This window comes from Runella sp. SP2 (genome assembly GCF_003711225.1).
In the GTDB taxonomy this organism is placed as follows: Bacteria; Bacteroidota; Bacteroidia; order Cytophagales; family Spirosomataceae; genus Runella.
On the sequence record NZ_CP031030.1, the window covers coordinates 3,438,094 to 3,460,484 of the forward strand.

General features: G+C 44.7%; 15 protein-coding genes. 4 read left to right on the forward strand and 11 right to left on the reverse strand.

Annotated features, from left to right (window positions below; genetic code table 11):
* Position 1 precedes the first annotated feature (1 nt).
* The 8 genes from DTQ70_RS14175 to DTQ70_RS14210 all read right to left on the reverse strand — a co-directional run bounded on the left by DTQ70_RS14175 (position 2) and on the right by DTQ70_RS14210 (position 14,639).
* Complete coding sequence (locus tag DTQ70_RS14175; protein ID WP_122931414.1) at positions 2–541, reverse strand: VOC family protein; 540 nt, start codon at positions 539–541, stop codon at positions 2–4.
* Between the two features lie 34 nt (positions 542–575).
* Positions 576–2,795, reverse strand: coding sequence for a glycoside hydrolase family 127 protein (locus tag DTQ70_RS14180; RefSeq protein ID WP_122931415.1), 2,220 nt, complete (start codon positions 2,793–2,795; stop codon positions 576–578).
* Positions 2,796–2,989: 194 nt separating this feature from the next.
* A complete protein-coding gene (locus DTQ70_RS14185; protein WP_409050427.1) occupies positions 2,990–4,663 on the reverse strand; it encodes a glycoside hydrolase family 43 protein in 1,674 nt (557 codons plus the stop codon).
* Between the two features lie 30 nt (positions 4,664–4,693).
* Entirely contained in the window at positions 4,694–7,165 is a 2,472-nt protein-coding gene (locus DTQ70_RS14190) for a glycosyl hydrolase family 95 catalytic domain-containing protein (protein ID WP_122931417.1), read from the reverse strand.
* A gap of 255 nt (positions 7,166–7,420) precedes the next feature.
* The gene (locus DTQ70_RS14195; protein ID WP_122931418.1) at positions 7,421–9,232 is read right to left on the reverse strand and encodes a RagB/SusD family nutrient uptake outer membrane protein; all 1,812 of its coding nucleotides are present in this window, start codon (positions 9,230–9,232) and stop codon (positions 7,421–7,423) included.
* A 6-nt stretch (positions 9,233–9,238) separates the two neighbouring features.
* The gene (locus DTQ70_RS14200; protein ID WP_122931419.1) at positions 9,239–12,703 is read right to left on the reverse strand and encodes a TonB-dependent receptor; all 3,465 of its coding nucleotides are present in this window, start codon (positions 12,701–12,703) and stop codon (positions 9,239–9,241) included.
* A 205-nt stretch (positions 12,704–12,908) separates the two neighbouring features.
* Positions 12,909–13,979, reverse strand: coding sequence for a FecR family protein (locus DTQ70_RS14205; protein WP_122931420.1), 1,071 nt, complete (start codon positions 13,977–13,979; stop codon positions 12,909–12,911).
* Positions 13,980–14,054: 75 nt separating this feature from the next.
* Positions 14,055–14,639, reverse strand: a complete 585-nt coding sequence (locus DTQ70_RS14210; RefSeq protein WP_122931421.1) for an RNA polymerase sigma factor — start codon at positions 14,637–14,639, stop codon at positions 14,055–14,057.
* 200 nt (positions 14,640–14,839) lie between these two features.
* Here DTQ70_RS14210 and DTQ70_RS14215 point away from each other — a divergent pair, with 200 nt between their 5' ends.
* Together DTQ70_RS14215 and DTQ70_RS14220 are read left to right on the forward strand one after the other, a co-directional pair.
* A complete protein-coding gene (locus DTQ70_RS14215) occupies positions 14,840–16,306 on the forward strand; it encodes an MFS transporter (protein ID WP_122931422.1) in 1,467 nt (488 codons plus the stop codon).
* 65 nt (positions 16,307–16,371) lie between these two features.
* Positions 16,372–17,418: a glycoside hydrolase family 43 protein gene (locus DTQ70_RS14220; RefSeq protein WP_122931423.1), complete on the forward strand. Its 1,047-nt coding sequence runs from the start codon at positions 16,372–16,374 to the stop codon at positions 17,416–17,418.
* A gap of 133 nt (positions 17,419–17,551) precedes the next feature.
* Here the strand turns inward: DTQ70_RS14220 and DTQ70_RS14225 are convergent, their stop codons facing one another.
* The gene (locus DTQ70_RS14225) at positions 17,552–18,238 is read right to left on the reverse strand and encodes an NrtR DNA-binding winged helix domain-containing protein (RefSeq protein WP_229600131.1); all 687 of its coding nucleotides are present in this window, start codon (positions 18,236–18,238) and stop codon (positions 17,552–17,554) included.
* 189 nt (positions 18,239–18,427) lie between these two features.
* Between DTQ70_RS14225 and DTQ70_RS14230 the strand changes: the two genes are divergently transcribed.
* Positions 18,428–19,414: a metallophosphoesterase family protein gene (locus tag DTQ70_RS14230; protein WP_122931425.1), complete on the forward strand. Its 987-nt coding sequence runs from the start codon at positions 18,428–18,430 to the stop codon at positions 19,412–19,414.
* Between the two features lie 82 nt (positions 19,415–19,496).
* On the opposite strand, the gene DTQ70_RS14235 is transcribed toward DTQ70_RS14230, so the two are convergent.
* Positions 19,497–21,230: a PQQ-dependent sugar dehydrogenase gene (locus DTQ70_RS14235; RefSeq protein ID WP_122931426.1), complete on the reverse strand. Its 1,734-nt coding sequence runs from the start codon at positions 21,228–21,230 to the stop codon at positions 19,497–19,499.
* Positions 21,231–21,429: 199 nt separating this feature from the next.
* Here DTQ70_RS14235 and DTQ70_RS14240 point away from each other — a divergent pair, with 199 nt between their 5' ends.
* A complete protein-coding gene (locus DTQ70_RS14240; RefSeq protein WP_122931427.1) occupies positions 21,430–22,002 on the forward strand; it encodes a hypothetical protein in 573 nt (190 codons plus the stop codon).
* Here the strand turns inward: DTQ70_RS14240 and DTQ70_RS14245 are convergent.
* Positions 21,992–22,342 (reverse strand): carboxymuconolactone decarboxylase family protein, encoded by a 351-nt coding sequence (locus tag DTQ70_RS14245; protein WP_122931428.1) that lies wholly within the window; start codon positions 22,340–22,342, stop codon positions 21,992–21,994. The genes DTQ70_RS14240 and DTQ70_RS14245 overlap by 11 nt on opposite strands.
* Positions 22,343–22,391: the final 49 nt, after the last annotated feature.

The window sequence follows — 22,391 nt, forward strand, 5'->3', positions numbered from 1 at the left end:
ATTATTCAAGCGGCCCGATAAGCTCAACAAAGTTGCCGTCGGGGTCCTGAACAAGTACAAAATGAGCGTTCTTATTTAGTGGCGTGGGCGTAGTCCCCAAAAAGGCAACATTTTGTTTAGTTAATCGCTCAATGATTGGTTTTAAGGACTTTACATTGATTGTAATGTACTGCATACCCGTATCATCCTGAATGACTTTGGGCATGGGATGAGCCGCTTTTTTGCCGAAACTCATGAGTTTCCATTCGTTGGCTTCGGGACTATTTTCTAGTTTAAGGACGGTTACGTTTGTCGCAACACCGTTTGTAAGTCCAGAACGTTTGCCAAATTCTTCATTGATAGTAAAGCTTCCAGTTTTTACCATGCCAATGCCGTTGACGTAAAAATCGAGCGCTCGGTCAATATCGGCGACCACAACACCTACACCAATAAGTTTGCTGGAAAAATTGGATTGAGCACCTGCTGAAAGGCTGAAGAGCCAGCCTGCTACAAGCAAGAGGATAGACCGTGTTACTTTGACACAATTTCGTTTGTACGTCATTTTTGTTATCGTTAATTGCTAAAAGAATAGATATTTATTTTACCAATCTTATCTGAAAAAACCGTGGCGTCGGCCTGCCATTTTCGGAGGAAATTTTTAGCTTAACAAGTTCTTTATCATCGGTTTTTACTGTAATCACTTTGTCTTTTACGGCGAGTAATTCCGCAGCCCGATCATTGATAAAAATACCCACATCCTCCGTTTTCAGATTTCCCGAAAAATGAATCTCAAGCGTTTTGCCCGCCAACTCTTTGTTTTGCAACTGATACGAAATGTACGAGCGAGTATTTCGCCAGAAACGGCCGTCGTCGTCGTAGCCCGAGTCGCTTTTTTCGCCCTTATACGCATGATCTACCTCGGGTTGTTGTTCGCCGCAATTCACCTTATCAACCGTTCGGGCTTCCAGTGCCAATGCCTCGGCTTCCTGCTGACGTCGGGTTGCTTTTTGGGCATCAAAATCCGCCTGCGTAAAAGTCTGGAAATACATCTGGTAACGGGCATCGTGGATTTCGTAGAACGGTTGCAGCGTCAGCGAATCGAGGGTAAAGGTCAGATTACCAGCTGGTTTCACTTTTGAAAGATAGGAGTCGGCATTGCCAATCAACGCGTACGCTTTGTCGATGGGGTACAGTTTCCCTTTGGTTTCGTGCCCCATGCGGCTGTCGTCGGCAAACAGCCCGACCAAATCGGTTTTAGCGGTTTGCGCCGCCAACACAATCGGCCCGTGCACAAACGCCGCCCAGTTGGAGTTGTCGGGCAGGTATTCCAGTTTGGTTGAGGTCGAAAAACGCACCGTCACTTTATCGCCCGATTTCCATTTTTTCTCAATACTCATGTAGTGTGCGGGCTGGGCGCTGACAGGATACTTTTTCCCATTGACCAAAACCTCAACATTTTCCGCCCATTTCGGGGAACGGATTTGCAAGGCAAACGTCTGTGATTTAGTCAGTTTCAGCACCAGTTCTGTCTGGTTTTTGTACGGAAACTCCGTGCTTTGGGTGAGTTGAATATTTTTCTCCTTCCAGTCTAAGGTGGAAGGGATAAACAGGTTGACAAACAGGTCATTGGCCGAATGACTGTAAATCAGTTCACCGTATTTGGTATGGTTTTCGATGCCCGAACCAACGCAGCACCACATGCTGGTTTCGGGTTGCGAATAGACCCGATAATGGTTGGGGCGAATGGGCGTAAAATACACAAAGCCACCCTTTTGCGGATGCTGACTCGACAGGATGTGGTTGTACAAAACCCGTTCGTAAAAGTCGAGATAAGACGGGTCGTTTTTGTCCAGAAACAGCGCTTTGCTCAACCGCAGCATGTTAAACGAATTGCAGGTTTCAGGCCCCTGATTCGATTTAAGCATCGAACTGAAATCAGTTGTCGGGTTAAAATGCTCCCGCACGCTGTTTCCGCCGAAGGCCACACTGCGGGTTTGGGCTACATTTTGCCAGAAAAAACGCGCCGCTTCCGACCAGTCGTTATTGCCAGTCAGTTGCGCAATCTTTTCAAACCCAATCACCTTCGGAATCTGAGTATTGGCATGTAAACCAGTCAGTTTGTCCTGTTTTTGCAGTAACGGATTCAGAATAGCGCGGTGAGAAATACGCTGGGCGGTGGTCAAATACTTTTGGTTTTTGGTCAACAGGTACAGGTCGGCAAAAACCTCGTTCATGCCCCCGTGCTCGGTACGAAGGATTTGCTGGATTTGGTCGTCCGAAAGCGGCTGTATGAGTTCGACAAACCAATCCCCCAAACCGACCAATACCTGTTTGGCTTGCTGATTACCCGCAAATTCGTAGGCATCCCGCAAGCCTGCAAACAACTTATGAATGTTGTAGAGCGGCACCCACGTGTTGTTCAGCCCGAAACTGCTGCCGTCGATGTCGCCTTTGTGAATCCGTTCCCAAAACACCTTTCCCTGAGGAATACCGCCTACGTAGCCGTTGCAGTTTTTGGCCTGACACTGAGCCAGTTGCTCCACCATGTAATCGAGCCGCTTTTTCAGTTCGGCATTGCCCGTCGAGGCATACATCATGGCCAGCGCCGACAGGTAATGCCCACCGATGTGGCCGTCCAGTCCCGAGCTTTCCCAGTTGCCGTAGCGTTCGGCTTTCAGGGGTAATCCTGCGTCGATGAGGTATGGCGCCAGCAGCTTATCTGGGTTCAGCGACAGGATGTACCGCATATCCACATCCTGCGCGTTTTTAAAAGCACCGCTTGTCACCTTCACCTCCTGAAGGGTGAACGGTTGCATCTGCCCGAATGCCGAAAAGCTGAGCAGGAAAGCGGTTATGGTATGTGTTAGTAAGGTTCGCAAGGCATTGTTTTTTAATCCTTGGAAAGGTTTTGAACCTTTCCAAGATTAGATATTTTTTATTTCAATACAGGATCATTGCCACTGTATTTCATTTCATCCTTGGAAAGGTTTTGAACCTTTCCAAGGGTACATTATTTCAATACAGGATCATTACCGCTGTATTTCAGGAATTTAAATGAAGCTGAGTTGTCTGATTTTTCTCCCGACGAAGTCGCATACATAGCATACACATTGCCAATAAATCCACCTGATACTTTGGTAGATAAGTGCTTACCATCTAAGTTTTCGGCAACGATTTTGTACGTTTTACCGTTTTCAGAAATCTCAAAATCAACTTTATCGGCTTTTGACGTTATTTTTAAATTCAATTTGCCATTTCCCACGGGTAGCGCATTTATCAATTCTACTTCTTTTTTGCGATGCACACTTTTGTATAATTCCACTTGTGTTTTACCATCTTTGATAGATTTTGCCAAAAAGTAAAAATGGCTTTCGTCTTGATAAATCACCAAACCCGCCTTTTCTTTTTCAGTTTTTGGCGTAAAATTCAACTCTGTTTCAGCTACTGAATACATGTGTTGCTGGCGTTTGGCCACAAAAGATGGATTGCCCAACTCTGAGATCGTTTCAGGCTTGAGTGTAAGCGTTAAACCATTTTTAGAAGTTTTAAATGAACTACTATCAACTGTTCGCAAGTGCATGAGCGAAAGGTCGAGTCCTTTGTCGAAGGTCATGGTATATGCAAAATTGCCGTTTTGTGGCAAAGCGCCTTTCTGTTTTACTTCTTTGATGTTAGTCGCATACTTGTACTCAATGGCTTTTTCTCCGTGTTCAATCATCGGCCAATCGTTTACCCATGTGAGCGGAGCAATGAACATTTCGCGACCTGTGTTGTAGAAATCACCTTCGTAAGGGCGAACAGCCAAGAAAATAGAATACCAATTGCCGTCAGGGCCTTCAATGAACTGGGCGTGTCCTGCCGAAGTAATCGGGTTGGGGCGGTCGGCGGGTAAGCCTCTTTGGGTCAATACAGGATTGCCTTCAAACGGCACGTACGGCCCCCAAATATCTTTGCTGCGTAAAGCCACCTGCGAGTGATTCACGGACGTTCCGCCTTCTGCACAATAAAGAATATACCAGTCATTACGTTTCAAAATGTGTGGGCCTTCAATCCAAACTGGTTTTTTGGTAATATCCACCCCACCGTTTATCAATTGCTTTTTTTCTCCGATAGTTTTTAAGTTTTTGTAATCAAACTCATACATCTGAACAGTGCGATGACCCGGGTAAAGTGGTTTATTATCAGGAGCATCGCTATTGTAAACGATGTATGCTTTATCGGTAGCTTCGTCAAAATAAATGGATGGGTCGATGCCCCTGACTTGTGGAAGTTTTACGGGGTTGCTGTACGGTCCCGCTGGGTTGGTGGCAGTCACCACAAAGTTCCCATCATGGTCAATATCAGTGCAGGTTACGTAGTATATGCCTTTGTAATACGTAATGGCAGGAGCAAAAAGCCCACGACTCATCCGCTCGCCCATAAAATCCATTTGCGACGGACGGCTAATGACGTTGCCGATTTGTTTCCAGTTTTTCAGGTCGCGGCTGTGCATGATGGGCAGCCCCGGAAAGTACGAAAACGTGGAATGCACACTGTAATAATCAGTCCCGACTTTGACAATACTCGGGTCAGGATAAAAACCCGTTAGAATCGGGTTGTTTAAAGTAACTTTCTGGGCTTGAGCAAGTGGACTCAATGCCATTACACAAGCAAGGCAAAAGGTGGTGAATGCAGTTTTCAACATGGTTATGATTTAAGTATTCTGTTCGTTAATTTATTGGGCAACAAAGACATACGATTTTCCTGCCTGCGTTGACACATCGTATAGCACCGTTTCTTTCAACGAAAGAGGCGCGACATTGGCTTTAGCCGAAATGACCGCAGGGGCGGTTTTCTGAGTGACATAAAACACATTCGGATTCTCGCCCGTTGCAGGCTTCAAACTACCGCCACTGGTAAGTTTGAGGGCATTCGGCGTGCGTACCCTTAGGTTGCCTCCTAAGGTGGACTTTACGGTCAGTTTGGTCAGTTTGCCGTCTTTCCACTGCATGTCCGTTACCTCAAAACCGCCGATGGCGCGAAGGCCACCCACGTTGCCAGCAGGCCACACATCGGGCAGTGCGGGCAGCAGGTGTATGGCTCCGTCGGCACTTTGCATCAGCATTTCGGTAATGCCCGACGTACAGCCAAAATTGCCGTCAATCTGGAACGGTGGGTGTGCGTCAAACAGGTTGTTGTACGTTCCGCCGCCTTCCTTGATGACACCAAGGGGTGTTAACTGATTCTGAATCAACGCATAGGCATGGTTGCCGTCCTGCAACTTGGCCCACCAGTTTACTTTCCAGCCCATGCTCCAGCCCGTCGAAACGTCGCCACGGTGAATGAGGGTAGTCCGCGACGCATTGAATAATTCGGGGGTGCGGTAAGGGGAAATCTGGTTGGAAGGGAACAAACCGTAGAGGTGCGACACGTGGCGGTGGTGGTCGTTGGGGTCGTCCACGTCGTCGAGCCATTCCTGCAACTGACCGTATTGGCCCACGTGCATTGGTGCCAGTTTATTTCGTAACTGCTTGAGCGTATCGGCAAATGCAGCGTCTTTTTTCAGAATTTCCGTTGCCCGAATCACCGTACTGAAGGCATCGAACACAATCTGGTTGTCCATCGTCGTACCCGCGTCCAGCGACGAACCGTCGTGGGCTTGCGGGGCGTTTTCGGGGGAGCTTCCAGGGTTGATTACCAGCCATTTGTATTTGGGATGTTCAATCAGAAAATCGGCGTAGAAAAGGGCAGCGCCTTTCAGAATGGGATAAATTTTTGTCAGATACGCTTTGTCGCCGCTATACAGATAATGCTCCCACAAGTGTTGGGCCGTCCAGCCTCCGCCACCGAGCCACATGCCCCAGAAAGCGCCGTCGATGGCCCCCGTTGCCCGCCAGATGTCGGTATTGTGGTGCGCCATCCAGCCACGGGTGTGGTACATTTCGCGCGCCGTTTGCTGGCCTGTTTCCGACAACTCCGTTACCATTTTCAAAAACGGTTCGTGCAGCTCCGACAGGTTGGTTTTTTCGGCAGGCCAGTAATTCATCTGGGCATTGATGTTGATGGTGTATTTGCTGTCCCACGGTGGTTTCATACGGTGGTTCCAGATGCCCTGTAAGTTGGCAGGCTGCCCCGATTCCAGTTTATTGCTCGGCTGCGAAGACGAAATCAATAAGTAACGACCATACTGGTAATAAATCGTAACCAACTGAGGGTCATTGACCGAGCGGAAGTTTTTAAGCCGTTCATCGGTCGGGAGTTTGGCAGCGTCGGTAGTACCAAGATCCAGTTTGACCCGATTAAAATAGCGTTGGTAAGCGGCAACGTGTTGCGCCAGCAGGGCCGCGTATGGTTTAGGAAATGCCTTATTCAGGTAGTCGTAAGCGCGGGCTTTTTCATCACCCGAAACATCTTTATAGTTGACGAAATTGGTGGCAATCGAAATATAAATAGTAGCCGAAGTCGCTCCTTGTACGGTAAGGCTGGTATCGTTGGCGGCGACCGTACCACCGTTGGTTTTGATTTTCGCAATACCCATGTACTTCACCATGCTTTTCACACCCTCGTGGTCGGAGGTAGTGCCTGAGATTGTAAGTTCGTTGGCATTGGCGCTGATGACAGGTTTTGCCTGAGGAGTCGTATAGGAAGCGCGGAACGAAAGCGCATTAGGTTTGCTTGCCGTAAGCTGGACTACCAACACGCGTTCGGGCAACGACGCAAACAGTTCGCGGGTGTAGGTAACCCCGTTGACGGTATAGCTCGTTTTTGCCACGGCCCGCTCAATGTCGAGGTCACGGTAATAATCGGTGTAATTATCGTGGCCGTCAAACGTCAGCTGCAAACTCCCGACGGGCTGAAACATTTGCCCGTGTGATTTTTTGGTAATAATGGTTTTATTAGCCAGTTTCTCGGCCTCTTTTTGTTTTCCGTCAAAAATCAGCTGGCGAATTTGGGGTAACGACGCCCACGCGTCGAGGTTATCGTTGCGGTTGGGACTACCCGACCAAACGGTGTGTTCATTCAGCTGAATCGTTTCTTTGCCAACATTGCCATAGACCATGCCGCCCAACCGCCCGTTTCCAATCGGCAGGGCATTTTCCCAGACGGCCCCCGCAGGTTTGTTGTACCAGAGTTTGAGGTTTTGGGATGGTTGGGCAAAACCCAATGATGATACAACCAATAAGAAAAATAACAGTAACTGTTTCATTAATAATACGTTTACAAGACAAAAGGAATGTGTAAATATGACACATTTATGGTTACAAAAAAGATAGTGCTGTTCCCACTACCGATTTTATTTATTCAGAAAGAGATAACTGATTTAGCAAAGATAAAAAGTTATATTTATTTCATAAAATATACAAATACAATAATTGAAAGATTAAAAAAAGATGTAAGTGGCAAATGCCACTTACATCTCTAACGCTCTCTTTATCTATCTTTTAATTTGCTAACTACTACTCTAATAGCCAGGATTTTGCGGAAACGCTGGCCCTTCCACAGTACGATCTATTTGCGATTGAGGTATTGGCCGTAACACATGAAAATCTTTCACATACGGCCCTGTCTCCTTGTTCCAAGCTTGTAAGCGGCGTACCAAAGACTTGGTACGAACCAAATCCTGAAATCTCATCCATTCGCCAAACAACTCTCGGCTTCTTTCGTCCAAGATAAAGTCAACCGTTACATCATCGGCCGTAATCGTCATGGCAGTTGCTGCCGCAGCATTTTGCGCCGCAGTGTTTGTCTTACGATATGCAGCTCTCTGGCGAACCACATTGAGAAGTTCCGCGGCTTTGGCTTTGTTACCCGACATCAAATACGCCTCAGCGCCAATCAGATACACTTCAGAAAAACGAGTAATCACTACTGGCCGCGTCGAAGGGTCGTTGAAGTTACTGCCACGGCTTGGATCCATGTGTTTTTTAATGGCAGGATATAAATCAGCTTTCCATAAGCTTGGTGGCGCAATAATTCCTTTGAAAGGGCGCGTTCCGTTAAACTGAGGAGCACCTACCACCTCGTAATCAGTAATCCAAACGGCCGTATCTACCCCCATTTGCATTGTATAACCAATACCGCGTCTGTTGTTTGCGGCCGTTGGCGTGTTAGTCACAGTCGTGTTGGAAATATATACGGTGTAAAACGTATTGGCAAAACGTGAGTCAATGTCTCTTTTAACAAACGCTTGGTCAAGGAAATAATTTTTTCCTGCATTTTCTCCCGACGTCTGCTTAACGCTGTTGGGACGAAGACGCTGGTAAGGACGGCCATAGTAAGAATCGCGAATCATGGTTGAAGTACCAGAATTGACCAGCACACCAGACGCGTTCACAAAAGAGTTGATACCGCTGTTGTTTGGATAATTCCAGTTGGTAAACCAAGGAGTCAAATTATTGGCAAACCCACCACTTTCACCCGCACCCAATCGATAATAACCAAACTTGGCATCATTTGAGTGATCGCTTACAAAAAGTGTTTCTTTGCCATAATCGTTGGCAGGAACAAACGCATCCCCAAAATCTTGCCACAATTCTAAGCCATATGTGGCTTTATTGACAATCAAATCATTCGAGATTTTAGCAGCTTCTGCATAATCGGCTTGCGAGTTTGTCAACCAACCACGTGTCAAATATGCCTTTGCCAAGAAAAACAAGGCCGCAGGTTTAGTCGCCGCCTTTCCTAAAAACGGAGCGGTTGGTTTGTCAGGCAAATTGGCCGCAGCCTCCGTAAAGTCCTGAATAATCAATTTATAAACCTCAGACGCTGGGTCTCTTTTGGCACTTTGCGAAGGCAATGTAATAAATTCGGTATGCAACGGCACATCTCCCCACGTTTGTACCAAATAGAAATACCAAAACGCTCTCAAAAACTTAGCTTGAGCTAAATATTGTTTTTTGGTGGCTTCTGGCAAATCAATACTCTGGCCATATTTCAATACTCCATTTATTGTATTGATAGACGTAAAAGCAGCCGCCCATGCAGAACCAAAATTGGTACTGTTAAGCCCATTTAAAGTGTGTACTGCACCACCACCGCTACTAGCTCCTTGGATAAATTCGTCGGTACCTGCTTGCATTTCAGAAGAAAAGCCTTCAGTTCCCCACTGACCACGGATTTCATTATAGACCCCCGCAATTCCTCCCAATACCCCCGAAGGACTATTGAAGAAAGAAGGAACAATCTGCGACTGAGGATGCTCTTCCAGTATCTTTCCGCAACTTAGACAGAAAAGTAACGTGAAGGCAATGAGTAAACTATGTATCTTTTTCATCTTGAATTAAAATTTAAGATTCAAACCTAAGGTGTATTGACGCACTGGAGGGTTGTTGAGGTTGACCGTCACAAAACGGTTAAAGTTACCTCCTTGAATGGTATTACCGTAGCCGTTTCCTTCTGGGTCAACCGCCAATTTGGCTTTCACCAATGGCGAATAAATGATGAAAGGGTTCGTAGCGTTTAGATAAATGCGGGCAGAAGACACCCCCAATCTGGTGAGGGTTTTTCCACTAACCGTATAACCTAAGTTGATACTTCTCATTTTAATGAATGAACCGTCTTGGTACGAAGTCGTAGAAGTAAAGTTACGCACACCACCGCCTGCATCTGGACGTGGGAAGGCATTGGTTGGATTTTCTGGTGTCCAGTAATCCATCACCAATTGGTTGGAACGTCCTTGATTTAGGAAGCCAAAACCAGAACCTCCACCCGACGTACCCGACAAGTAAGGCACAACTACTTTCATACCCATCCGTGCGAAAGTAACAATAGATAAGTCAAAGCCTTTGTAGTTGAATCTGTTGGTCAGACCTCCCTCCCATTTGGGCTGGAAATTACCGATAATTTTACGGTCGTTGGCATCAATTATTCCGTTGTTATCGACGTCTTCAACTCGGATTTCACCAGGCAACTGGACGGGCGATGTTTGTTTTCTCAACGTTCCATTGTCCAAATCCGCTTGTTGCCAAATACCGATTTTGTTGTTATCATAAATAACCGTGAGCGGGTGCCCTACAAACCAGAAGTTACCTTTATTATCTAGCTCGGTAGGAGTAGTAAGCTGGGTGATTTTTTCACGGTTTAAGAAATAGGTAACATCCGCACTCCAATTGAAACCACCTTTGTTTCGGAATATATCAAACGTCAATGATGCCTCAAGCCCTTTACCTTCGGTTCTTCCCAGGTTTTTCAGGGTCGAACCTGCACCGTTACTTTGAGGTAAATTTACCGAAAGCAAAATGTCTTTTGTCTTTTGATAATACACATCAAACGAACCCGTGATGCGGTTGTTAAATAATCCAATTTCTAACCCAATATCAGATTGAGAGGTGGACTGCCAACCCAAATCACTTGCGGGAAGACTCGTAACAGTATAAGCAAGTGCCTGACCCGCAGTCGTTGTTCCGAAGTTGTAATAACCCGTTGAAAGTGCCCCTAAGGTAGCATAAGCACCTACGTTGCGGTTACCCGAAATACCCCAACCACCTCTCAATTTCAAATTAGAGAAAACAGCAAGGTCTTTCATAAATGGCTCATCAATGATATTCCAACTCAAACCAATGGCGGGGTAGTTAAAATACTGATTGCCTGGCGATAGTGTAGAAGAACCATCGCGGCGGAAAGTCGCCGTCAGCGTATATCTGTCATTGAAGGTATAGTTTAACCGAGCCATGTACGACAATAACCCCGTTTCGGCATAACTTCCACTACCCGTTGGCTGTCCAGAAGCCAATGAGAAGTTGGCCGTTTTGATATAATCAGCAGGAACACCTCTTACGTTGAAACTACTTCCAATGTTGTGATTTTTGGTAATTTCATAAAGGGCAGTCAATCCAATTTTGTGCTTTTGGGCAAACGTTTTGTCATAATACAGCAAGTGCTGCATGTTGATGTCCCAATACTCCGTATTTCTAATATCCGCGTTTGATACACTTTGATCAACCCCTGTATTTACAAAAGTATTTGGGGGGCCATAGCCATTAAAATGCACTTGGCTAAAATTCAAACCTGCATTGAAACGGTACTTGAGACCATCTAAAATATTTACTTCGGCATATAAGCTATTGAAAGTACGGATAGAGCGTTCGTTTGACAGGATGTCATTCCCGCGCGAAATCAACGTCAACGGACTCACGGCTTGGGCTTCAATGGTTCCTTTTTTAGGATTCAAATTGACCGTTCCGTCTTCATTATAAGGTCTAACCAACGGCGAAAGGCGCACCAGTTCCGTCGGAACGCCACCACCCGCAGGGTCGTTTCGGTACGTGAGAGTATTGATGGTATTTAACCCAATTTTTACGCGTTTGCCAATTTTTTGGTCAATGGTAGCGCGGATATTCATCCGTTGAAAATCTTGGTTGGGCATGATACCCGTTTCGTTGAAATACCCGATTCCCAAACCATATTGCGTGTTTTCGACCCCACCTTGCAGGCCAAGTTGGTGGCTGGTGTTAAAACCAGATTTGTACAACAAATCCTGCCAATCAGTCGAAACGCCTGCGGCGAGGTTCGCTCTTTCCTCCTCTGTGAGTGGATAAGCGGTTGTTCCTGCGCCTTGGGTGTTCAAAGCCGCCGATTGCTCTTTGAATCTAGCATACTGCTCGCCGTTCATGACGTTGTATTTTCCCATGATGCTGGTCACGCCATGATACCCGTCGTAAGTCAGTACAGGCTTGCCCGTTTTTCCTCTTTTAGTCGTAATCAAAATAACCCCTCCCGCTCCTCTCGAACCAAAAATGGCTGTAGCGGAGGCATCTTTTAAGATTTCTAGGTTGGCAATATCATCGGGGTTAATGTCATTGAGTCCACCAAATGGAATACCATCCACCACCACAAGTGGGCCATCAAGACCATCGCCATTACCCGTCGTAATTGAGCGATTTCCACGAATACGAATCGTGGCTTGGCTACCTGGTGTCGAACCATTGCTTACAATAGAAACCCCTGCAGCACGGCCTTTGAGTTGATTCAAAAGGTTGGGAGCAGGTACCTCTTTCAAAGTTGCTTCGTTTACTGACACCACCGAACCTGTAATATCTCTTTTGCGTTGCGTACCGTAGCCTACTACCACCACTTCATTGAGGGTCTTATTATCTGCTTCTAACCGAATATTGACAATTTTTTGTGCCCCAAGTGTTACTTCTTTGCTAACGTACCCAACGTACGAAAAAACCAACACAACGCCGTTGGCATCAGAAAGTGACAGTTTATAATCACCGTTGGCATCGGTACTGGTTCCTTTCACTGTCCCTTTTACCTGAATACTTACGCCTGGTAATCCTTGACCATCGTCTCCTGTGACACGTCCCGCAATGTCAATGAGTTTTATGTCGGAAACGTTTGCTGCTTCAGAAGGTTTTTCTTGCGAGGGGGTGGACGGTGCAGGCAGCCGTTTGATTACAATTTGTTGTCCTACTACTTCGTAAGTAAGGTTGAGCGGGGTCAAAATGTGCTCTAATACGCCAAAAAGTTCTTCATTATTGGCTTGATAAGTGATTTTACGCTTCGATTGTACCACTTCGCGACTAAACAGAAATTGCACTTTTGCTAGTTTCTCAATGCGTTTGATAATCACTTCAGCATCTTGATTCTGGGCCGAAAAACTAATGCGGCGGTTCAAAAACTCTTGCGCTTTGCTATCGTGGGCAAAACTTATTTTGAAAAATAAGAGCACAAGCAAGAACTGAAGACCTGAAATTTTCATAATCTTAATCCAAACGTTGTGTTTAAATAAATGGGAATCCATACATTTGTTCGTTTTGTTGTTTTTTGGTAGAAATGACAAAAACAATTGCTCGCCTTAACGGCTAAATGTGTCTGGTAAACACATTTCAGAGTAGTACTAGCGATAGTGTTGGGAGCACTATCGCTTTTCTTTTTTGGGGAAAGGAAAGAGATAGAATCTAACTCATATTTTTTAATAGATAGGTTAAAGAATGAATGAACAATAACTAACGACAGCCTTGGCTGTAAATAATCACTTTATTATCAACGACTTCATAGGTTGCTTCAATGGTAAGACAGATCAATCGGATTTTTTCAAGAAATGGCACATCATTAAGTTGACCCGTAAACGTGCATGATTGTAGTTTTTCGTGGTCGTACTGAATCGGGAGGTGGTATGCTTCTTGCAATTGGCCAAAAATTTCTGAAACGGGCGCAAACTCATACGTAAACTGTTGATTGACGATGGCAGCGGGGTTATCGGCTAAAATGTCACTCGTTTTTTGAATTACTTCGTTTGTTTTGGTGACAATACTCAGCTGCTGATGTTCGGTCAGAAAAGTTGGTTTGTTGGGGGCTGCCACCGACGTGACCGCCACTTTCCCCGATTTTACTTTTACCAATGACACCGTTTCTCCTTCAAAAGAACGTACTTGAAAACTTGTCCCCAACACTTTGGTAGTGAGACGATTGGTATAAACAAAAAATGGTTTTTGGGCATCTTTCGCTACTTCAAAAAAGCCTTCGCCTTGCAAAAACACTTCTCGTTTGGTTTTACTTATTTCTTTCCGAAAACGCACACTACTCCCCTGCGACAATACGACCGAAGAATTGTCGGGCAACAATACAACCATTGACTGCTGAGTCGTATTATTTACTAATGTCCACTTTCCTTCCTCCAATGCCTTTTCTTCATTTCTAGACGTTAAGGTGGCATCTTGGGGCTTAGGCAAGAATTGATACCAAGTGGCAAGGCCAATCACAATCGCCGCTGCTACCCAGCGCACCCATGTCCAACCCAATAGCGGTTTGATATTATTGAAAGATTCATCGGGAATTGAGGCCAAAATTTGGTCCGTTTTTAGGGCTACTTCGTCGTCCGTGAGATTATCCTCTTTACCTTCAATCAACAGGAAAGCCGCAACGGCTTGTTCGTACAAATCTCTTTTTTCGGGATATACTTGAAGCCATTCTTCCCAAAACCAACGGTCTTCCCGACGTCTCTCCTTCATCCATCGCTGGAAAGCTTCATCTTCGAGCAGTTCGGTAACAGAATAGGGATTGGGAAATGATTTCATTTGGTACTTTTCTACTATTTTTAATGATAGTATGAAGATACCCAAACGAGATACCCTAACGAAGGTTAAATTTTTTTAGAAAAAAATACAAATGAGCCAATAAAGGGGAGCAACCAACCAACGGCTACGCAATTTGGCCAGTGCTTTTTGAAGAAAATTAGAAACCGACTGACGGTTGACATTCATCGTTTCAGCAATTTCTGCCACCGACAGGTTTTCGTAGTACTTTAAATATAGCGCTTCGCGTTCGCGGGCAGGCAGCGTGTCTAGTTGTCGTTTGAGTTCATTGATTTGAAACAAAGCCACTTCTTCCTGAATAAGAAGCGTTTCAACGTCAATTTCTTTCGGCAAAGCTGTGTCCCAGTCGGGTTCTTGGTGGGTAAAATGGTTTTCAATCCGTAAAAACTGAATAATATGACTCCGCAACGATTTCAGCAGATAATGTTTGACCGAACAGGTGTCATTAATTTGAAGCCGATTTTGCCACAATTGCAAAAATAAATCCTGAATACAATCCTCCACCGCCGCTTCATCAATCATAAACTTTAGACCATAGCGCCGCAACGTACGATAATAACGCTCGACAATCATGCCAAGCGCCTGCTTATCGCCTTCTCGATATGATTTCCATAGAACATGGTCTTGAACTGAAGAAGCCATAATGAAATCGAGCTAATATAACCAAACAAAGATTTTTTGTAAATAGTCCAACAAAAGTAATAAAGTTTCTTTATCTTATGGTAATTTCTACAATAAGATATAATTTATTTTTTTGAGGCTAAAAAAATTACCAATATATTATAGTAAAAAATACCATAACCCTACTTATGCTTCCAATCAACCTTTAACGGACACTACCAATGAATTCCAGTAATCAGCAACTTTCGGTCATTGAAAAAATCGGTTACAGTCTAGGAGATTTGGCTGCCAACCTCATTTTTCAGACTTTAATGACCTTTTTGGCGTATTTCTACACCGACGTTTACAAAATCCCTGCGGGTACGGCCAGTATCATCATTTTTGTGGGAGGTTTGTTGGGTGCATTCTTTAATGTCTTGATGGGCCTCATTGCTGACCGCACCAATACGCGCTGGGGAAAATTTCGTCCGTGGATTATCTGGACTTCCTTACCTTTTGGGATTATTTCTTTGTTGGCTTTCTCTACGCCTAATTTTGGTGACACGGGCAAAGTTATCTACGCCCTCACCACCTATCTTTTACTTGTGATTGTGTATTCGGCCAACAACTTGCCGTATTCGGCGCTAAGTGGCGTCATTACGGGCGACATGAAAGAGCGAAATAGTCTTTCCTCCTATCGTTTTGTGGCCGTGATGGTTGCCCAATTTATCATCCAATCGTTGCTTCTTCCTTTGGCGTTGTCGTTGGGACACGGAAACAAAGCCGTTGGGTTTGAAAAAGTGATGCTCTTTTTTGCCATTGTAGGCGTGATTTGTTTTTGGATTACTTTTTTAACCACCAAAGAGCGTATCGTACCGCCCGTTGAAGAAAAAAATTCTATTAAGCAAGATTTAACTGACCTCATTAAGAACAAGCCTTGGGTTATTATGCTGTTGGTGACTATTCTCATTTTTGTCACTTTAGCCCTCAAAGGCGGTATGTACATTTATTATTTTAACTACTACCTCGACCACGCTGCCCAAGCGGCTTACCTCGATTCCATTGGTTTTAACGACTTTATTCGGGGCTTAAACGCCACCATTACGGGTTTAGGCTTAGGAAAGTTTGAGTGGCCCGAAGATGCCCCCACTTCGGCCAACAGCGTTTTTAATGCGGGTGGAATTATTTTTATGATTGTCGGAATCATGTTCTCTAAACCGCTGGCCGACCGTTTTGGCAAACGAAACATCTTCGGCATCTTCTTGGCGCTGTCGGCGCTGTGTTTATTGATGTTTAATTTTTATTCCAAAGACAGTATCGGCCTCGTTTTTTTCACCCAAATTCTCCACGGTTTTACTTATGGCGTGACGATTCCGCTGCTTTGGGCCATGATTGCCGACGTAGCTGATTATTCGGAGTGGAAAAACAACCGCCGCGCTACCGCCATTATCTTTTCTGCCATGATTTTTGGTCTGAAAGCGGGGCTCAGTATTGGCGGGTCGCTGGGTGCAGGAATTTTATCAAATTATGGGTATGTAGCCGAGCAAACCGAACAAACGGTAGGGGCTGTCAACGGTATAAAAATGGCCGTGAGTATTTATCCAGGATTAATTTTTCTCGTAAGCGTCGCTTTGTTGTTTTGGTACGAAATCAACAAAACGATGGAAGTACAAATTGAAGCAGATTTAAAGGAAAAACGTCAGCGGTAGGTGTTAGGCTTCTCCTTCTTCGAAGTGACAAAAGTTGATTACAGCAATTAATAAAAAATAAAACAATGCCAGAAGATAGCATCGAACACATTGATTTTGAAAAACTTAACGAACGAGCAATTTCTCAACCGTTGGTTTCGCATTTGTTTACAGCCGACCCATCGGCGCACGTTTTTGACGGGAAAATTTATATTTATCCTTCCCACGACATTGACGCAGGGATTCCGTTTAACGACAACGGCGATCATTTTGGCATGGAAGATTACCACGTTTTTTCGATGGAATCAGTAAATAGTGAAGTGGTTGACCACGGGATAGCACTGCACGTAAAGGATGTTCCGTGGGCCGAACGGCAGTTGTGGGCGCCCGATGCCGCGCACAAAGGCGGCAAGTACTACCTTTATTTTCCTGCCAAAAACCACGAAGGAATTTTTCAAATCGGGGTGGCCGTTTCAACATCACCAACAGGGCCTTTCGTGGCCGAAAAATCACCAATAAAAGGCAGTTACAGCATCGACCCTGCGGTATTTGAAGACGCCGATGGAAGTTATTATTTGTACTTTGGGGGAATTTGGGGCGGACAATTACAAAAGTATCGCGAGAACGTCTATGACGCTGAAAATCAAGAGCCATTAGCGCACGAAGTGGCACTTTGTCCAAAAATAGCCAAGTTAACCGACGATTTATTGGAGTTTGCTGAAAGTCCAAAAGACGTACAAATTTTGGATGGAGCAGGAAATTTGTTGTTGGCTGGCGACAATGAGCGTCGTTTTTTTGAAGCGCCTTGGCTGCACCGCTACAATGGCAAGTATTATTTCTCGTATTCGACGGGCGATTCGCACTACATTTGCTATGCCACGGGTGATTCGCCTTACGGGCCTTTTACGTACCAAGGCCAAATTCTTCAACCCGTCGTAGGCTGGACAACGCATCACTCAATTTGTGAAGTAGCGGGAAAATGGTATCTTTTTTACCATGATTCGAGCCTGTCAGAAGGGGTTACGCACCTCCGAAGTATCAAAATGACGGAGATTTTTTACGATGCAGAAGGTAAGATTCAACCCATTGAGCCATACACTCGGTCAGACGATAGTCAGACCGAAAGACAATAGTAACAGTACCCTCGGTCTGACTATCGTCTGACCTGTAGCCGTTTTCGGTCTGACTACCGTCTGACCTGTAGCCCTTGTGGGTCTGACTGTCGTCTGACCGAAACCCTTGGTCAGACGACAGTCAGACCAAGGGTTATACTTCAAACGTAAATCCTTTTTCTAGGAGCTTGTTATACACATTTTCGTCGAACCGATACAAGGTCGCGGCACGGTGCGATACGTCTTGTTGGCGTTCTTGGGTGTCAACCAATAGGTTCATTTTCAAAAACTTCTTCCTAAAATTCGATTTATCGAGTTTTTGTCCAAGAATCGCTTCGTAGAGTTCGAGCAATTGTAAAAGCGTGAATTTTGCAGGAAGTAAATTGAATCCGATGGGTTCGTGCTGTATTTTGTGTTTCAAAAATCTAAGACAGTCCTCGAAAATTTTATTGTGGTCAAAAGGCATGGTCGGCACCTCTTGGATGTTAAACCACGATACATCGGCTTCGGTAGGGCCAGGATGTAGCTCAAATTTTTCGATATTTACTAAGGCGTAATAAGCAATCGTAATTACCCTTCGAGGAGAAAATCGACGGACTTCCCCGAAAGTTTTAAACTGCTCTAAATAGATATTCTCCACGGAAGTTTGTGATGACAAAATGCGCCCTGCGGCCTCGTCGATACTTTCATTGTATTTTATCCAACTTCCTGGCAAAGCCCACTGGCCTAAGGTCGGACCGATTCCGTGTTTGACCAAAAGAATGGAAAGCTGCGCATCCTTAAATCCAAAAATAAGGCAATCAATAGACAGGGCGTCTATAATCTCGTCGGTGAAATTCAAGAGGAATGACGGTTTGATGAAACAACTTCATTAATGAGAGTAAAGATAGTACGGCTAATTGATAACATTCCCTTAATTTCCCTTGTTTTATTTTTGGCACAAATATAAAGCGTTTACAAATAGGACACTTTTACTTTTAAAACGTATTAAATCCACATCCGTAATTTCTTGTCTAACTTAACCATTTATATGAAAAACAGATTTATTTCACTCTCTGCCGTTCTTTTATTTATCATCTCTGCCGTTCAGGCCCAAGAATTAAAATTCCGTTCCGATAGTACTTTCCGCATTGTTCAGTTTACCGATTTGCACTACAAGGCGGGGGCAGAACCTTCCAAAAAATCCATTTCGATGATGCGCACCACGCTCGACGAACAAAAGCCTGATTTGGTGGTTTTTACGGGTGATGTGGTGGTCAGCGCTCCTACCAAACAAGGTTGGGACGAAGTGCTGGAAGTGGTGATTTCGCGTAAAATTCCGTATATCGTTACGTTAGGAAATCACGATGACGAAAGCGAAATGAAGCGGGCTGAAGTAGCTGCTTACGTAGCAACTAAGCCTTATCTACTGAATAAAATTCCGTCGATTCCAGGGGTAGATGGTTACTTAAATGCAGCGATTACCGTGAAGGGAAAATCGGGCGCCAACGCGGCGATTCTCTACGCGATGGATTCGCACGCATACTCAAAAATAAAACATCGGGTAGATGGCTACGGCTGGTTTAATCATAATCAAGTAGATTGGTTTCGGAAAACCAGTGCCAAGTTCAAAGAAACCCAGAAAGATACTTTACCCGCCTTGGCCTTTTTTCATATTCCGTTGCCTGAATACCGAATGGCGTTTGATAACATAAAAAATCGCCGCCGTGGCGTTCGTTACGAAAATGAGTGTCCGCCAAGTATCAATTCAGGGATGTTTACTGCGATGGTAGAATCGGGAGACGTGCTAGGGACGTTTGTAGGGCACGACCACGTCAATGATTATTTGGTAGAATATTACGGAATCGCCTTGACGTACGGATGTTTCTCGGGAAGCGAAAATACCTATTTGCGTACCAAAAATGGCGCTCGTATCATTGAATTAAAAGAAGGGAAAAAACAGTTTTCGACTTTTATTCGGGAGTTTGACGGCGCTATTTTGTACCCCGTTACGTTTCCATTTGCGACCAAAAAATAGAGGAAAGCAACTAACGAAATACGCGTAAACGAATATCGAATGGGATGTTGGAGCCAAAACTGCTCACAACATCCCATTCTTCTTATTTAGCCTTGCGTGAAAAGCCTACTACTTGATAAAGTTTTCCGTCGGCTTTAGTAAAAACGTACATTTCGTTGTCTAACCCAACGCCAATGTGTGGATCGGGTTTGGCGGGAGAAAGTAATTGAAAAAAGTCGGCAGGCTGGTTGTCAATCAACAGCTCAATCTCTTCAATATGAGCATATTTCCCTTGAACAAACTGCGCATTTTCTCCCAAAAACACCCGTCCGTTATTAATATCCGTAAACACGTACTTACCCTGTAAATCAGGATTAGCTTTGCCCTGATACACAAAACCTCCCCCAATGGCTTTCCCTTCGTCGTGGTCGTACTGCATGATGGGATAGGTATATTTTTGAGAAGGTTCGTTGGCGGGCAACGGAAACACTTTGTCCATGCGTCCGCGCGGATTAATCACAAAAGTTCCTTCGCGGTCGGGCCAGCCGTAATCTGCCCCTGCTTTTCCAAGGTTCAACTCTTCGATGTTGGTTTGTCCAATGTCAGTGATGAGCATTTTTCCATCAGGGCTCCACGTGATACGGTTGGGATTACGAAACCCTCGACAAAACACTTCTTTGACGGTAGTTGGTGAAGTGGCATTGGCATAAGGGTTACTTTCAGGAATACCATAACGACCGTTTCGGCTATTTTTCCCGAGCGGGTCGATACGCAACACCGAACTCCAAGCTCCGTTGGTGCTATTACAAATATTAGGAAAACCGTTTTCGGAAGCGCCACCGTCACCAATGCCGATGTACATCAACCCGTATTCTTTATCCCCTGCTTTGGCAAGTGGGTTAAAAGTAATTTCCTGCATTCCGTGAATGGGCGAAACCATGTTGATACGAAACAACTCACGACCCTTTACCGAAAAAGGAATCGTGCCCGAATTGGCGATTTTCCACTCCGTAACCACCCATTGCAAAGTAACTTTGATGGAATCTGCATATCGAAAATCGGCCAAAGCACTTTTTGCTTTTTCGGTGTGCGTGGTGTATAACAAGCCATTTTGGGAAAAATCGGGGTGAAAAGCATAACTCCCTAAGCCCGTTGCCAAGCCTGGAGACGAAATAAACTGGGGCCGTTCTTTACGAATATCTAAGGCAATATTCCACTGATTATTAATGAGTTCATATATTATTCCTTGCAAATCAGAGACAAAAACGCGGTCTTTTTCACCTTTCAAAACAAGCATTTTGTTGATGCGTGCCAAGGGAGCTTTGGGGCCTGTGGCAGGTGCGGTCGAGAGGTAGCGAAGTTGCATTTGCCAACCTTCCTTTTTAATCTTTTCGGGCAAAGGGTCTAACACCGCACCTACCGCTTCTTTGTCGCGGGCTAATTCCTTTTGATTTTTGTGAATAAAAGCCAAAATAGCCTCAACTTCAGCACCTTTGAGCTGCGTAAAGGGAGGCATCACTTGTTTATAGTCTTCAAAAAGTTTGGTTAGTCGGGCATCCCCGCTGGCAAGCACCTCAGGGGCATTGTGGATGACTTTTTTCAGCCAATCGGCGGGTAATTCGGTCGTAGCTCGTTCTAAGCTTGGCCCTATTCCTTTTTGAAGGAAATTATGACAAGTGGAGCAATTGGCCTGAAAAAGTTGCTGCCCTTTAGCCAAGATTTTGGCGTCAGTAGTGTAGGATGTTTGGGCAAAAACATTCCATGAACTCAAGGAAATGGCAAAAAATAGCCAATAAAAACTCTTTTTAAAAAAAGGTGTGAGGGGTTTTTGAAGCATGTTGTGAACAGATTTCCTTAAAAAGGAAGCAGAAGCAGGTGCATACTCAACTAGATTGAAAACGCTCACTCCGCTTATTTCTTTCCATGAAAAACCCAAACTCATTTTTTTGGTTTTCAGAGATATTACTAGCAATAGCGAAGCGTTTTTGGTACTTTTCTAGCCAAATCCATCCAACCATTTAATTCTTCCATAAGACATGAAATCCAATTCTTTTGTCAGCTACTGCTGCCTTTTGTTAGCCTTCGTATGTTCAGGTTGTTACCGTTCATTTACAATTTCGGGGAAATTAGACAATAAACGTTGGTACGGTATGGGACAAGGGAACGTTGTCAACGAAGAAAAAATAAAGAATTGTTCACTTCCAAGGTTTGGATTTGGCGCCACCACCGACATTCCGTTTGACTTGACTCGCACATCTAAACCTACGGGATGCCCTCAAAATTGTCACGCAAAGCAACACCTAGATTTTTTCATTATTCCTTTGGCAGAAGGCAAATACGATCTGGGTAATCCAGATCCGTGCTTGCCTTCTCTCGACACCAAAGCAAGGCTGGCTCATTTCCAAACCAACCCCGACGGAGCCCATATTCTCAAGGGAGAAAGTGTCAGTGTGGTAGATGATTTTAGGGCTGTGGGCAAAAGTTGGATACACATTACAAAATACGACTCGGAAACAGGGGCGTTAAAAGGGAAGTTTGAACTTCATCTTGTCAATAAGCAAGGTAAACAACTCCATTTTAAGAAAGGACGTTTCAAGTTTAAGTTGTAACGTTTTTCTTTTCGTCTTCAAAAAGACGCATGGCGAGTAGCCCCGTTCCCACGGCTCCTCCTGCCCGAAGTGCGGCTGCGATAAATACCGTTTCGGCAATTTCTTCCCGTGTAGCTCCTGCTTCAACGGCATTTTTTATGTGCGACTCTATGCAATAAGCGCATTGCGTAGTGAGGGCTACGGCCACCGACATTAGTTCACGGTACTTGATTGGAATCACACCGTCTTTGCGTTCGGCAGTATATTTTAGGTTTAAAAAAGCGGCGGCTTCTTTTGATGCAGCATTAATGAGCGTTTCTACGTAGGCACGGTCTTTCGGCGATTGGTATTCTGTCGTCATCGAATTGAATAGAAAAGGTGAAATTGATGTACTTAAAAATCGTTTTTTT